The organism is Flavobacterium sp. UBA7682 (assembly GCF_002482945.1).
Lineage (GTDB): Bacteria > Bacteroidota > Bacteroidia > Flavobacteriales > Flavobacteriaceae > Flavobacterium.
The window spans coordinates 24,020-38,263 of record NZ_DLGY01000014.1 but is presented as its reverse complement, the minus strand read 5'-3'; the positions used below and the strand labels follow the sequence as shown (position 1 = coordinate 38,263).

At 38.3% G+C, this 14,244-nt stretch carries 12 protein-coding genes; 9 read left to right on the top strand and 3 right to left on the bottom strand.

Going from position 1 to position 14,244, the window contains the following annotated elements:
* Positions 1-35: 35 nt before the first annotated feature.
* The 3 genes from B3C16_RS03265 to xerA form a co-directional block, all read right to left on the bottom strand.
* Positions 36-461 (bottom strand): phosphoribosylaminoimidazolesuccinocarboxamide synthase, encoded by a 426-nt coding sequence (locus B3C16_RS03265; protein ID WP_291128689.1) that lies wholly within the window; start codon positions 459-461, stop codon positions 36-38.
* Between the two features lie 211 nt (positions 462-672).
* Complete coding sequence (locus B3C16_RS03260) at positions 673-1,137, bottom strand: hypothetical protein (RefSeq protein WP_291128686.1); 465 nt, start codon at positions 1,135-1,137, stop codon at positions 673-675.
* Positions 1,138-1,296: 159 nt separating this feature from the next.
* A complete protein-coding gene (xerA, locus tag B3C16_RS03255; RefSeq protein ID WP_291128665.1) occupies positions 1,297-2,310 on the bottom strand; it encodes a site-specific tyrosine recombinase/integron integrase in 1,014 nt (337 codons plus the stop codon).
* An 845-nt stretch (positions 2,311-3,155) separates the two neighbouring features.
* Here xerA and B3C16_RS03250 point away from each other — a divergent pair.
* The 9 genes from B3C16_RS03250 (at position 3,156) to acs (ending at position 14,156) form a co-directional block, all read left to right on the top strand.
* A complete protein-coding gene (locus tag B3C16_RS03250) occupies positions 3,156-3,575 on the top strand; it encodes an IS1/IS1595 family N-terminal zinc-binding domain-containing protein (protein WP_121313948.1) in 420 nt (139 codons plus the stop codon).
* A gap of 95 nt (positions 3,576-3,670) precedes the next feature.
* On the top strand, positions 3,671-4,945 hold the full coding sequence (locus B3C16_RS03245; protein WP_291128662.1) for a hypothetical protein: 1,275 nt from the start codon (positions 3,671-3,673) through the stop codon (positions 4,943-4,945).
* Positions 4,946-4,966: 21 nt separating this feature from the next.
* The gene (locus tag B3C16_RS03240) at positions 4,967-6,505 is read left to right on the top strand and encodes an MFS transporter (protein ID WP_121313946.1); all 1,539 of its coding nucleotides are present in this window, start codon (positions 4,967-4,969) and stop codon (positions 6,503-6,505) included.
* A 10-nt stretch (positions 6,506-6,515) separates the two neighbouring features.
* Entirely contained in the window at positions 6,516-6,731 is a 216-nt protein-coding gene (locus tag B3C16_RS03235; protein WP_121313945.1) for a DUF6814 family protein, read from the top strand.
* Positions 6,732-6,886: 155 nt separating this feature from the next.
* The gene (locus tag B3C16_RS03230) at positions 6,887-7,081 is read left to right on the top strand and encodes a hypothetical protein (protein ID WP_121313944.1); all 195 of its coding nucleotides are present in this window, start codon (positions 6,887-6,889) and stop codon (positions 7,079-7,081) included.
* On the top strand, positions 7,074-9,767 hold the full coding sequence (locus B3C16_RS03225) for an ATP-binding protein (protein WP_291128656.1): 2,694 nt from the start codon (positions 7,074-7,076) through the stop codon (positions 9,765-9,767). Before B3C16_RS03230 ends, B3C16_RS03225 begins: the two co-directional genes overlap by 8 nt.
* Entirely contained in the window at positions 9,764-10,129 is a 366-nt protein-coding gene (locus B3C16_RS03220) for a response regulator transcription factor (RefSeq protein WP_121313942.1), read from the top strand. The genes B3C16_RS03225 and B3C16_RS03220 overlap by 4 nt, the downstream gene beginning before the upstream one ends.
* 80 nt (positions 10,130-10,209) lie before the next feature.
* On the top strand, positions 10,210-12,105 hold the full coding sequence (locus tag B3C16_RS03215) for an acetate--CoA ligase (RefSeq protein ID WP_291128654.1): 1,896 nt from the start codon (positions 10,210-10,212) through the stop codon (positions 12,103-12,105).
* 143 nt (positions 12,106-12,248) lie between these two features.
* The gene (acs, locus tag B3C16_RS03210; protein ID WP_291128652.1) at positions 12,249-14,156 is read left to right on the top strand and encodes an acetate--CoA ligase; all 1,908 of its coding nucleotides are present in this window, start codon (positions 12,249-12,251) and stop codon (positions 14,154-14,156) included.
* The last annotated feature ends 88 nt before the right edge of the window (positions 14,157-14,244 follow it).

The following is a 14,244-nucleotide window of genomic DNA, read 5'->3' as shown; positions in this document are numbered from 1 at the left end:
TTTTAAGCACAGTTCTTTGTTAGCCAACGTTATTCTCACTTCCACGCAATCTTTTCACTTTTCAGAATCTCCAAAGCTTTTTTAGTTTCATTTTCTCCATCACTCAAAGAACCTGGAAGCATAATTAATCGAGTTTTTAGTTTTCCTTTTCCGTCTTCGAAAAGTACTTCAAATCTTGAACGTGTTGCGCCATATTTTGCATCAATGAATTTTACTTCTTTAATTTTATTTCTCTCAATAATGGAAGTTGCCGAATAGTTCATGCTTTGCTTGACTTTATACAATAGAAAGCCAGCAAATAAACTATAAAATAATGCAGTAACAATTTTTTCTTCTTGATACGCTTTGAAAGAATAATAGAATAAGAAAACTGCAAATGCTGAATAAATAATTAGGATTCTTGAGATTCCATTTCCAACAACAACTTTTGAGACATTTCCAATTATTCCATCTCTTGTCAAAATAATTTTGTTTGGCAAAATATGACAATATCCGGTTTTCGTTTTAAATGTGTTCTCGTTTTGCATAATGTTGTTAATAATGGTGGCTAACGTTCCGCCGCTTCTCGTCAGTTGCGAACTTCGGAACTAATTATTTTCTGTTAAAGATAAAAATTCTTGCGAAACGCAAACGTGAACTTACAACAAAATTCGCAATTGCGAGAAACGGCTGTTATAAGCCGTTTCTTCTCATTCCATTCTTTTTCACGCCACGAAATTTTTTCTTCAACTCTTCTTTGGTAAAATAATCGGTTTTTCCAGTTTCCAAATATTCTTTCCAATGCTCAAAATTTTCTTTTGTTAAATCAAAACCAATTTCTGGATTATCCCAGTCATATATTACTTCACTAACAATTTTACCATCCTGACTTTCACCATTCCAAATAAAATAATCAGAAAACATAAAAGCAAACGCAATTGTATTTACATCAATCGGTTGTAATTTTCCATTTAACAAGTCGTCACAAATTTTAATTAGATGACTTTTTGTAATTTCAAATTCTCCATCCTCAATTTGTTCAATATGAACTGAAGTAGTATCATATCCAGTTTTCTGTTGACTATTTTCCAAATCCGTTACAAATTCTTCAACGGTCAGAGAATTTTCCAGGTATTCTTTAAGCTTTAGTTCTCTCATAAATCGGTTTTTGGAAATGGCTTATAACTAGTCTATATGTATTACAAAATCATATTCATCTGTCATTTTCAGACGCGATAAGTATGATCGCCGTAATATTTATTTACTGTGGCTAATATATTAAAATTATTACAAATCATCAAACGGACTTCTTATTTGTTACAAACTATTGGTACTCACATGAGTATATATTTCCGTAGTCCTACTTCGGCTGTGCCCCAAAAGTTCCTGAATATAACGCAAATCTGTGCCGCTTTCCAACAAATGCGTAGCATAACTATGACGCAACCAGTGTAGCGTAACCGGTTTGGTAATTCCGGCTTTCTTTACCGCTTGCTTTAAAATGGTTTGCAAAGTTTGCTCTGAATAGGGTTGGCCTTTCACTTGACCCTCAAAAAGCCAAACTTTTGGTTTGTAACCTTTGTAATAATCCCGCAACAACGCCAAAATTTTCGGACTCAAAGGCGCAATCCTATCTTTCTTGCCCTTGGCTTGCCTAATAAACACAATGTTTCGTTTTGAATCAATATCAGCAAGTTTCAATTGCAACAACTCACTACGTCTCAATCCACAACTGTAAATCAAACACAACATCGCCTTATGCTTAATGTTATTTTGCGATTCCAAAATCAATTTTACTTCCTCTTTACTCAAAACATTCGGCAAAACCTTCTCGCGTTTTGGCCTGTGAATACTCTCAATTTCAACCTTTCGATCCTGAACAGTCGTGAAATACAACTTAATCGAACTCACAATTTGATTCTGATACGAAGCCGATAAATTGTTTTTCAAAATATACTCGTTGTTATACAAAATCACATCTTCATTCGAAATAGTATTACTGGCTTTATGCTTAAAAAAAACTAAAAACGACTTCGCCGCTTCCATATAAGTCTTTATGGTACTGTCACTATAGCGCTTTGACCGCAACCAACGCCTGAAATTTTCCAAACTTTGCGCACCTTCTTCACTCGGAAGCGAATCAATAATCAGCGGTAACCCAAACATTTTTCGGTTTTCATCATGGTCAGGCAAGTGCCAAACCCTCATCGTTTGACTCCATTTCGATCCATCAATCGCCTTTATTGCAGCAATCAATGCATCATCTCGGTCAAAAAATACCGCTACTCGCTTTTCACCTCTATGCGTAATAATTTTGGCTGTATACTTCATTTTTTTGGCATTTAAAAAATAAAAGTAAGAAAAATATAGATTAAAATTATTTTTCCGATTAATATTTATGCAATAAAACGTACAAGTTAAGATGCGGTTCTAATTATTTGAAGCGAATGGCTTGCGTATTCTTGTAATTCATTTTCCCGCTGTCCGTTATATCTCGTCCGCAAAGACGAGATGCCACTAACATCGGGGCTAAAAAGTAATCGTCTTTTGTCAAGGTTACATTTAATTTCCCTAAAACTTGTCATTCCGAAGACTGAGGAATCATACAGCATCCTTCAAAACCTTGTTTCCTCCATAAGTAAGATCGTTTCCTCTATAAGTAAAGTTTTTTCCTTTATAAGTAACATCGTTTCCTTCACAAGTAAAGTCGTTTCCTTTATAAGTAAAATCGTTTCCTCTATAAGTAAACTTGTTTCCTTCACAAGTAAAGTCGTTTCCTCTACAAGTAAAGTTGTTTCCTTCACGAGTAAAGTCGTTTCCTTTATAAGTAACATCGTTTCCTCTTTAGCGGAAGCATATTTTGAGAGTCTATCAGGAGCGAGCACCCATCAAAACCCACTTACTGAGCTTGCCGAAGGAGCGCGCACCTATGCAAGATGGTCCGCCCATCTCTCTGAAGCCTTGTCCTGAGTCTTTCAAAGCAATCCTTCCACAACACCTAACGATAACCCATAACAATCAACAGATAACCGATAACAGACAACCGATAACTATTTTAAACATTCCACAATAAAAACCCAATAAAATTAAAGGGTGTGTAATTTTTTACTAAAAAAAATAATAAAAACACTTTTGTATATTTGCTAAATAAGTATATTTATGCAAAATTTATATATATGGAGATTTTAGCATGTCCCAAATGCCAAAGCGACGCGATTGTCAAAAGCGGTGTTATCAAAGACAGACAAAGGTTTTTATGCAAAAAATGCAACTATTATTTCACAGTGAATAAACTGGGTAAAAAGATAGATAGTTACTATGTAACTAAGGCATTGCAGTTATACCTCGAAGGGTTAAGTTACCGCGAAATAGAACGTATAATAGGCGTTTCACACGTTACCGTAAGCAATTGGGTAAAGGAGTTTAAAATAGCCAAACCCAACCATACCGATTACCATCCTACCTACAAGATATATAACCATTTAGAACTCGTTGAATTCCTCAAAAACAAAGAAGTTTTAAAAGGAGCAGGGATGATCATTACCGAACTGGGCGACAAGTTTATGCTTATAAAATGGGAACGTTTCAAAGATTAACTATAGTAGTTTACAATAATATATATCATAATTTTTTTCATACACAAATTGTTAGAATTTGGTCGAACAAAACATAACCAAAACCAACAATTCAAATGATGAAAAAACTATTATTATTAACCTTTGCAATAGGCTCTTTCTCAAGCCAAGCGCAAACAACAACTGCTCCGGCAACACCTACTACTACCGCAGTGCCAACAGTCAAAGAATGGGACGTAAGTGTTTACGGTTTCATTAGAACCGATTACATTTGGGACACGCGTCGTTCCGCTCAAGTGCGCGAATACAACTTAAATCTTTATCCGTTAGACGAACAACTCGATGCGAATGGCGATGACCTTAATGATGCCGGTGCTTCTAACTTCCTATCAGTAGTGACTCGTTTAGGAGTAAAAGCCAAAGGACCAAATGTTTGGGGAGCCAAAACCGCAGGAACGCTAGAGGGTGATTTCTTTGGTAACACAGAGTCAACCATAGGATTACTTCGCCTGCGTCATGCCTACGTAACACTTGACTGGGAAAAAACAAGTTTAATGTTGGGACAAACATGGTATCCAACATTCATCCCCGAAGTATTTCCCGGTGTAGCTAATTTTAGTACCGGAATCATGTTCAATCCTTTCGGATGGGTTTCGCAAGCCCGTATCAAACAAAACTTCACCAAAGAATTGTCCTTTGCCTTAACAGCCTATAAAGAAAGAGAGTTTACTACAGCAACTGCCACCGGCGGTACACAAAACTCGGCTTCATTCAATTCGCCGTTGCCAACATTACACGGACAATTACAATTCAAAAACGTCAATTGGATTGCCGGTTTAGGCTTCGAATACAAATCATTACAACCATTAACAGTAAGCAATGGTTTAGCCACTTCAGAGAAAGTAAATACCACCTCAGTAGTTGGTTATTTCAAGTACAATAACGATAAATTCCACATCAAAGCTTACGGAATCACCGGTAAAAACCTATTCAATATGGTAATGCTTGGGGGTTTTGCAGGCTATGCCGATCCAAATGGAGGCGTAGAAACTTACGAAGGAATCAAAACCACAGCCATGTGGGTTGACATTGCGGGCAACGGGAAAAGTGTAGCGCCGGGAGTATTCTTTGGCTACACTAAAACAGACGGTGTGAGCAAAGACAATCCAACCACTTTATACGGAAGAGGTTTCGCCGGAACTCGTGGCGTAGATAACGTAATGAGAATATCAGCCAGAGTAGATTTCAAACAAAACAAGTTTAGAGTAACACCCGAAATAGAATATACAGGAGCCACTTGGGGCGATTTAAAACCCGATGCTACTTTTGACGGAAACAATAAGAAAGTAGGCAATTTCAGAGCTATGATTTCTTGTTGCTACAGTTTTTAATAACCAACCAAATTATATAGTATGAGCAATAAAAAAACAAAAGGAATTTGGAAAGTGATTTCCGCTTCCTCTATGGGGACAATGATTGAATGGTATGATTTTTACATCTTCGGTAGTTTAGCCGTAGTATTATCAACCAAATTCTTCCCAACTGACAATCCAACAGCGGCGTTCTTGTCAACGTTGGCAACTTTTGCCGCCGGTTTCGTAGTGCGTCCGTTCGGAGCATTATTCTTCGGCCGATTGGGTGACCTTATCGGAAGAAAATACACTTTCATGGTCACATTGATGTTAATGGGTGGCGCCACCTTCGTAATCGGGTGTATTCCAAGTTATGAAACCATTGGTTTTGCCGCACCAATTTTAGTATTAATTCTTCGTTTGTTACAAGGTCTTGCCCTTGGAGGAGAATATGGTGGTGCCGCAACTTATGTAGCAGAACACGCACCAAAAGGCGAAAAAGGCTATTGGACTTCATGGATTCAAACCACTGCAACCGTAGGTTTATTCATTTCGTTAATGGTGATTTTAATTACCAAAAGCTTGCTGTCCAAAGAAGCGTTTGACGAATGGGGTTGGAGAGTACCATTTTGGGTGTCTATCCTAATGGTATATGTATCTTACCTTATCCGTAAGAATATGGATGAATCACCTGTATTTGCCAAAGCAAAATCAGAAGGAAAAACATCAACCAATCCGCTAAAAGAAAGTTTCGGTAACAAATACAACTTAAAATTTGTCTTATTGGCTTTATTCGGAGCAACAATGGGACAAGGTGTTGTTTGGTACACCGGACAGTTTTATGCTATGAACTTCCTAAAGACCGTTCAAAGTATCGATTCTTCACAAGTCGACATGCTGTTAGGAGTCGCGTTAATTTTAGGAACACCATTCTTTGTATTCTTTGGTTGGTTGAGTGACAAATGGGGTAGAAAGTCCATCATGATGGCAGGAATGTTTTTAGCCATTATTCTATACCGTCCAATTTACAGAGCCATGTATAACAGTACCGATTTAACTAAGAAAACGGAAATCGCTGCCAATACCAAAGTGGTTCCATCTTTAAAAGAAATCGACGCTACTAAATCAGATTCTATCTATACCACAACAAAAGAATACACAGACGGGACCAAAGTAGAAGAAATCAAAACCATGCACTTCAAAGCCGGTAAACTAATGGTAGATGACAAAGGCAAAGACAAAATTGAAACCAAAGTCACTAAGACCATCAATGGTTCAGACCGCTGGTTCTTAATCTTTATGGTATTTATTCAAGTAATATTTGTAACCATGGTCTATGGTCCAATCGCTGCTTTCTTAGTAGAAATGTTCCCGGTAAAGATCAGATATACGTCAATGTCGTTGCCATATCACGTTGGAAATGGTATATTTGGTGGATTGCTGCCGGCCATTTCAACCTACTTTGTAACCCAATCCAAAGAAGCCGGTGATGTCGAGTTTTACCTCGAAGGATTATGGTATCCCATCGGAATTGCAGCCGTATGTTTTGTCATCGGTATGATTTACATCGATAGAAAAATTAATACACTTCACGACTAAAACAGAAACTATGAACACAGTAAAGAAATTTTTAGGAATAGTTTGGATTGCTTTAGCGATAGCTGTAGCGTACTATGCCATCGGTATTTTCGGAGGGAAATTAACCTCAGGAAAACAAGACGATTTAGTTTTCGGGATAATTATATTTTTCATATTATTACCTTTGATTGTAACCGGGTTAACCATCTTCGGTTGGTATGCCTTAACAGATGAATATGAAGATTAATAACAAATAGTTAATTGGTTGCCTTAAGCTCTTAATTCGTTAAGGGCTTTCGGCTTTTAATAGTATGAAATGAGCATATCGAAAATTCGAAACAAACACAGATAAAGATATATGCGAATTCCATATGACCAATAAAAAACAATAAATCGCTACATATGAAACAAAGACACCAACAAAAATTAGTCATCATCACCATGATACTGCTTATCGGATTAAATCTTCCGATACTGTTGCTGTTTGACAGCGCCGAAAGTTTGATGGGTTTTCCGGTGATTTACATTTATGTTTTTTCGGTGTGGTTGTTTTCAATTTTGTTGTCTTTCATCATCATAAAGCGCTACCATGAATAGTTTTGTTTTATTAGTCATATTAGCCCTTTATTTGGGAATTCTTTTCTTTATCGCCCATTGGGCAGAGAAAAAAGGAAACTCTAAATGGACCAACAATCCTTATATTTATTCCCTTTCCTTAGCCGTTTATTGCACTGCATGGACGTATTACGGAAGCATTGGCGTGGCCGCCAACTCGGGGTTGAATTATTTGCCGGTGTATCTAGGGCCAATCATTATCATTCCCGCATGGATGATTGTTTTAAAGAAAATCATTCGCATTTCAAGAGTCAATAAAGTCTCCAGTATCGCCGATTTTATTTCGCTGCGTTATGGCAATAGCCGATTTCTAGGCGCAGTCGTTACGATAGTTTGCTTGTTCGGAATTTTGCCTTACATCGCACTCCAATTGAAAGCCATTTCTGAAACCTTTCACTTGGTAACCCAAACGCCTTCGAACTCCAATGTTTTTGACGATAGTACTACTTATGTGGCTTTTGCGTTGGCCATTTTTGCCTCTATCTACGGAACGCGCTACGTAGATGCCTCCGAAAAACGAAAAGGAATTGTCACCGCTGTGGCTTTGGAAAGCGTATTGAAATTGGTTTTCTTTATCATTATTGGTGTCTATGTAACGTTTTTTGTCTTCGATGGTTTTGATGATATTTATGCCAAAGCATCGCTGTTAGAAAACTTCCGTGAAAAGAATACCATCGGTGGTTTACCACAAGCTATCAATTGGTTTTTCTTGTGCATCCTTTCTTTGTTCGCCATCTTTTTGTTGCCGAGACAATTTCAGGTTTCAGTGATTGAGAATACGCGAGAAAATCATGTGAATACTGCCGTCTGGTTGTTTCCGTTGTATTTGTTGTTGTTCAATATTTTTGTGTACCCAATTGCTTGGGGCGGCAATATTTTATTCGATGGACAAAGCGTGAATTCAGACACGTATTCGTTATTGATTCCGCAATTTTTTGACAATAAGACTTTGACCGTAATGGTTTTCTTGGGTGGATTTTCTGCAGCGATTTCCATGATAGTCGTTTCTTCTATCGGTTTGTCAACAATGGTGAGTAACAACTTGATTATTCCTTATGGTTTATTGGGAAGATTAAAAAATAATGAGCAAAGCACCATTAACAAAAAGATTGTCAACATTCGTAAGATTGGGATTTTCTCGTTGATTATCATCGCTTATTTCATTTACCGTTACTTTGCTTTAGATTACAGTTTGTTCTCTATCGGATTGGTAGCATTTGTCATTATTGCCCAATTGGCACCATCGTTTTTCGGTGCTTTGTTTTGGCGAAGAGGCTCAAGAACCGGAGCAGTTTCTGGATTGATTGTTGGTTTTTTGATTTGTTTGTACACGCTGTTAGTGCCTTATGCATTAGGCATTACTTCATCTGATACGTCTTTTATTACCGAAGGTTTTTTGGGTATCGAATTATTAAAACCATTACAACTTTTCGGATTAGATTATTTACAACCTGTGCCGCACGCCTTGTTTTGGAGTTTGTTGTTCAACTTCATGATTTACATCGCGGTTTCAGTAAGTTTCAAAGGCAATTACCGCGAGCGCAACTATGCGGAAATGTTCCTTGATATCAACAAATACATCACCATGCACGAAAATGCGTTTGTGTGGAAAGGAACCGCTTACCGAACCGATATAGAAAAAGTGCTGATTAAATTCCTTGGCGAAGAACGAACCAAACGTGCCATGAACATCTTTAACCTGAAATACAATGTTGATAAAAACGAAGAGTTGGCCGATGCACGTTTGATTAAATTCTCCGAAAACCTCTTGACCGGTCATATTGGTACGGCTTCCGCCAAAATATTAATCTCGAGCGTAGTCAAAGAAGAAAAGATAACCTTGCCCGAAGTCTTGAAGATTTTGGAAGAATCCAAAGAGAATATCATCATCAACAAAAAGCTGATTGAAACTTCCAACGAACTCAAAGAAATCTCCGCCAAGTTGCAAGATGCCAACGTTTCTTTGATGGAAAAAGACAAGCAAAAAGATGAATTCCTTGATACGGTTACCCATGAATTACGTACACCAATCACAGCCATTCGTGCTTCAAGCGAAATCTTGTATGACGATGACGAAATCCCGGAAGAATTACGCAAACAGTTTTTGCAAAACATTATTTCTGAATCGGATAGATTGAACCGTTTGATTGACAAAATTCTCGACTTAGAAAAGTTTGAAACCGGACGCCAAAAAGTTAACTTTGCTACACACAAGGTTTTGGAAACGATTGAAAATGCCATAGAACCTTTGCAACAACTCATTAGTAACAAATATATTCATGTTCATGTCGAAGGCAATAGCAATTTGAAAGCCGATTTCGACGAAGATAGAATGGTACAAGTGGTAACCAATTTGGTTTCCAATGCGATTAAGTTTTGTCCCGAGAACAATGGTTTGATTACCTTAGCGGTTTATGACAAACATGATTACGTGCAAGTCGAAGTCAGCGACAATGGTAAAGGAATTGCACCCAATGATTTTGAAAACATATTTGACAAGTTCTATCAATCAACCAATCAGAATTTCAAAAAGCCTATTGGCAGTGGATTAGGATTGGCGATTAGCAAACAAATTATCGAACACCACAAAGGAAAAATTTGGGCCACCAATAATGCTACCGGCGGTGCGTGTTTGAGTTTTACAATACCTAAAAAACAGCAGCCATGAAAAAGATTTTAATTGTAGACGACGAACCCAATATTGTAATGTCATTGGAATACACTTTCAAAAAGAACAACTTTGAAGTGTTTATTGCCCGTGACGGTCAGGAAGCTTTGGATATTTTAAAAGATCAGTTTCCCGATATTATTATTCTCGATATCATGATGCCTTTGGTTGACGGATTTGAAACTTTGGAACAAATCAAGAAAAACGAACAACTCAAACACTGCAAAGTGATTTTTCTATCCGCCAAAAACAAAGAAAGCGATATCGAAAAAGGAATGGCACTCGGTGCCGATGCCTATTTAACCAAGCCTTTTTCCATTAAAAAAGTAGTCGAACAAGTCAACGAACTACTCGAAAGCTAAACATTTAGCAACTATTTATTGAACAATACATTGTCTTTTTCAAATGAAAAGGATGCCATAACTACATTTATAACCCAACCATGAAATACCAGGAACTATACAACCAAAGCATACAAAACCCAGAGCAATTCTGGTCGGAACAAGCCAATGACATCGATTGGTTTACCAAACCGAAAAACATTTTATCTGAAGACGAAACCGGTTATCCATTATGGTACAAAGACGGAAGCCTGAATGCTTGCTATTTGGCTTTAGACAAACACATTAATGATGGTTTTGGAGACCAAATTGCCATCATTTACGATTCGCCTGTAACCCAAACGGTAAAAAAATATACTTACAACGAAGTCAAATCGGAAGTTGCAAGATTAGCCGGAGGTTTATTGTCTTTGGGATTGAAAAAAGGGCATACGGCGATTATTTACATGCCCATGATTCCGCAAGCAACATTCGCTATGTTGGCTTGCGCCAGAATAGGAGTAACACATTCCGTTGTTTTCGGTGGTTTTGCGCCACATGAATTGGCGATTAGAATTGACGATTGCAAACCCAGAGTCATTTTAACCGCTTCTTCCGGAATTGAGATTGACCGCTTGATTGCCTACAAACCTTTAGTGGACGAAGCGATTGAATTGGCTGAACACAAGCCTAAAAAAGTAGTGGTGCTCAACCGAAAACTCGGCGCCAGAATTCCGTTTAAAAAATACGATGTCGATTACGACGCTTTAGTCTACGGTTCGGAAGAAGCCGATTGCGTTCCGGTGGAAACGACGCATCCGCTGTATGTTTTATACACGTCTGGCACCACAGGAAAACCGAAAGGAATCGTTCGCGATACCGGTGGTTATGCTGTAGCACTAAAGTTTTCTATGCAAAAAATCTATGGTGTAAAACCGGGTGAAGTGTTTTGGGCTGCTTCTGATGTGGGTTGGGTTGTAGGCCATAGTTTTATTGTTTATGGACCCTTAATCAACAGAAATACAACCATAATTTTCGAAGGTAAGCCTATTAGAACACCCGATGCAAGTACGTTTTGGAGAATAATTGAAGAACATAAAGTCAGTGTGATGTTTACTGCACCAACTGCCATTCGTGCCATTAAAAAAGAAGATCCAAACGGAGAATTTATCAAGCAATACGATTTGACAAGTTTAAGAACTCAATTCCTTGCCGGAGAACGCTGCGATGTAGCAACTTTAGAATGGTACCGCGAACACATTCCGATTCCGGCAATCGACCATTGGTGGCAAACTGAATCAGGCTGGCCGATGATTGCCAATATGATGGGTGTCGAATATTTACCCATCAAACCGGGTTCTTCAGGTAAAGCCGTTTCTGGTTATGACATTAGAATTTTAGGTGAAAACGGACAAGAATTAGGCCCAAATGAAGAAGGTTATGTTGTTGTTAAATTGCCTTTGCCACCCGGAACTCTACTCGATATTTGGAATGACAATCACCGTTTTCAAGAGGGTTATTTGCAAAAATTTCAGGGTTATTATTTCTCAGGCGATGGCGGATTTAAAGATGAAAGCGATTATATTTTTATCACTGGTCGTGTAGATGATGTGATCAACGTTGCCGGGCACAGATTATCCACCGCAGAAATGGAAGAAATTGTAGCGTCACACCATTCCGTTGCCGAGTGTGCTGTCATTGGGATTAACGATGAGTTGAAAGGACAAATTCCGTTGGCTTTAGTTGTAACCAAATTTGGTGAGGCGATTGAACACTTCCAACTGCAACACGAAATTGTGAAACTGGTCAGAGAACAAATCGGAGCCGTAGCTTCTTTGCGTGATGTCGTTATTGTTAACCGTTTGCCTAAAACACGTTCCGGCAAAATACTGCGCAAATTACTTCGTAGCATAGCCGACGGAGAAAATTTCCAAATTCCCTCTACCATTGATGATGAAGCGATTATTGAGGAAATAAAAGAGGTGTTGGAGATAGGAAAAATAGGGAGTTTTAAATAGGAAGTAATCTCATGAGCAATACTTATAACTTACAACCTAGAACTTACAACTTAAAACCTATACTTATTTAGCAAGAAAATTAATCACCACACCAATAGAATATTTATATTTACAAAACAAAACGATAATAAACAAGATTTACAATGAGTTATTACAAAATACTGAATCTGGAGCATTACTTCAAAATGTATAAGAAATCTATTCGTGAACCCCGAAAGTTTTGGGACAGAATAGCCGATGAGAATTTTACTTGGTACCAAAAATGGGACAAAGTTTTCGAGTTTGATTTCCAGCAAGCCAAGTTTAAATGGTTTGTCGATGCCAAAGTCAACATCACTAAAAACTGTATCGACCGACATTTAGCCCGACGAGGCGATAAAACTGCCATCATTTTCGAACCCAATAATCCGGAGGAAGAGGCGCAACACATTTCTTATAACGAGTTGTATGCTCGTGTCGCCAAACTAGCCAATGTGCTTCGAGAACAAGGTGTTCAAAAAGGTGACAGGGTTTGTATTTATTTGCCCATGATTCCGGAATTGGCTGTAGCGGTTTTAGCTTGTGCCCGAATCGGTGCTGTTCACTCGGTGGTTTTTGCCGGCTTTTCAGCTTCTGCCGTTGCCACTCGTATTAATGATTGTGAATGTAAAATGGTGATCACTTCCGATGGTAGTTACCGCGGGAATAAATCCATCGACTTAAAAGGAATTGTTGACGAAGCTTTAGAAAAATGCCCGACTGTGGAAAAAGTATTGGTGGTAAAAAGAACCAATACCGAAGTGACTATGAAAGAAGGACGCGACCTTTGGTTACAACCATTACTGGATGAAGCTGTTCCAAACAACGTTGCTGAAATCATGGATGCCGAAGATCCTTTGTTTATTCTTTATACTTCGGGTTCCACAGGAAAGCCAAAAGGAATGGTACATACTACAGCCGGTTATATGGTGTATACCGCTTATACATTCAAAAATATTTTTAACTACGAAGAAAACGATATTTATTGGTGTACCGCTGATATCGGTTGGATTACCGGACATTCCTATATTCTTTACGGACCGTTATTAAACGGAGCAACTACAGTGATTTTCGAAGGTGTTCCTTCTTATCCAAACTTCAGTCGTTTTTGGGAAGTCATTGAAAAACACAAGATAACTCAATTCTATACGGCGCCAACAGCCATTCGGGCGCTGGCCAAAGAAAGTTTGGATTACGTTCAAAAATATCCTTTGAGTTCGTTAAAAGTTATTGGTTCAGTTGGTGAACCTATCAATGAAGAAGCTTGGCATTGGTACAATGATCACGTAGGCGGAAAGCGTTGTCCGTTGGTAGATACTTGGTGGCAAACCGAGACCGGTGGAATTATGATTTCGCCGATTCCTTTTGTGACTCCAACAAAACCAACATATGCTTCGCTGCCATTACCGGGAATCCAACCTGTTTTAATGGATGAACTGCGCAACGAAATCGAAGGCAATCAAGTAACCGGAAGTTTGTGTATCAAATTCCCTTGGCCATCGATTGCGAGAACCATTTGGGGCGATCACCAACGTTATAAAGAAACCTATTTCACCGCTTTTCCTGGTAAATATTTCACAGGCGATGGCGCTTTGCGCGATGAGGTTGGGTATTACAGAATTACCGGTAGAGTAGATGATGTGATTATCGTTTCGGGACACAATTTAGGAACGGCACCAATTGAAGACGCTATCAACGAACATCCGGCGGTTGCAGAAAGTGCGATTGTTGGTTTCCCTCATGATATCAAAGGCAATGCACTTTACGGTTTTGTTATTTTGAAGGAAGTTGGTGAAAGTCGTAATCAAGAAAACTTATCTAAGGAGATTAACCAATTGATTTCCGACCAAATCGGACCTATCGCTAAATTGGATAAAATCCAATTCGTTTCAGGATTACCTAAAACGCGTTCAGGTAAAATCATGCGCCGCATTTTGAGAAAGATAGCCGAAGGTGATTATTCTAACTTTGGTGACATCTCTACACTGTTGAATCCTGAAATAGTCGAAGAGATTAAAAACGGGAAATTATAAAAAGTAAGACGCCAATTCAATCGAATTGGCGTTTTTTAATTCCGCTAAATCATAAATCACTTTAACAGAATTATATAACAATACTTGC

Coding starts and splice junctions, on each gene's coding strand:
- B3C16_RS03215 (WP_291128654.1), top strand. CDS start 10,210: ATGAAATACCAGGAACTATACAACCAAAGCATACAAAACCCAGAGCAA.
- B3C16_RS03225 (WP_291128656.1), top strand. CDS start 7,074: ATGAATAGTTTTGTTTTATTAGTCATATTAGCCCTTTATTTGGGAATT.
- B3C16_RS03230 (WP_121313944.1), top strand. CDS start 6,887: ATGAAACAAAGACACCAACAAAAATTAGTCATCATCACCATGATACTG.
- xerA (WP_291128665.1), bottom strand. CDS start 2,310: ATGAAGTATACAGCCAAAATTATTACGCATAGAGGTGAAAAGCGAGTA.
- acs (WP_291128652.1), top strand. CDS start 12,249: ATGAGTTATTACAAAATACTGAATCTGGAGCATTACTTCAAAATGTAT.
- B3C16_RS03250 (WP_121313948.1), top strand. CDS start 3,156: ATGGAGATTTTAGCATGTCCCAAATGCCAAAGCGACGCGATTGTCAAA.
- B3C16_RS03235 (WP_121313945.1), top strand. CDS start 6,516: ATGAACACAGTAAAGAAATTTTTAGGAATAGTTTGGATTGCTTTAGCG.
- B3C16_RS03260 (WP_291128686.1), bottom strand. CDS start 1,137: ATGAGAGAACTAAAGCTTAAAGAATACCTGGAAAATTCTCTGACCGTT.
- B3C16_RS03220 (WP_121313942.1), top strand. CDS start 9,764: ATGAAAAAGATTTTAATTGTAGACGACGAACCCAATATTGTAATGTCA.
- B3C16_RS03245 (WP_291128662.1), top strand. CDS start 3,671: ATGATGAAAAAACTATTATTATTAACCTTTGCAATAGGCTCTTTCTCA.
- B3C16_RS03240 (WP_121313946.1), top strand. CDS start 4,967: ATGAGCAATAAAAAAACAAAAGGAATTTGGAAAGTGATTTCCGCTTCC.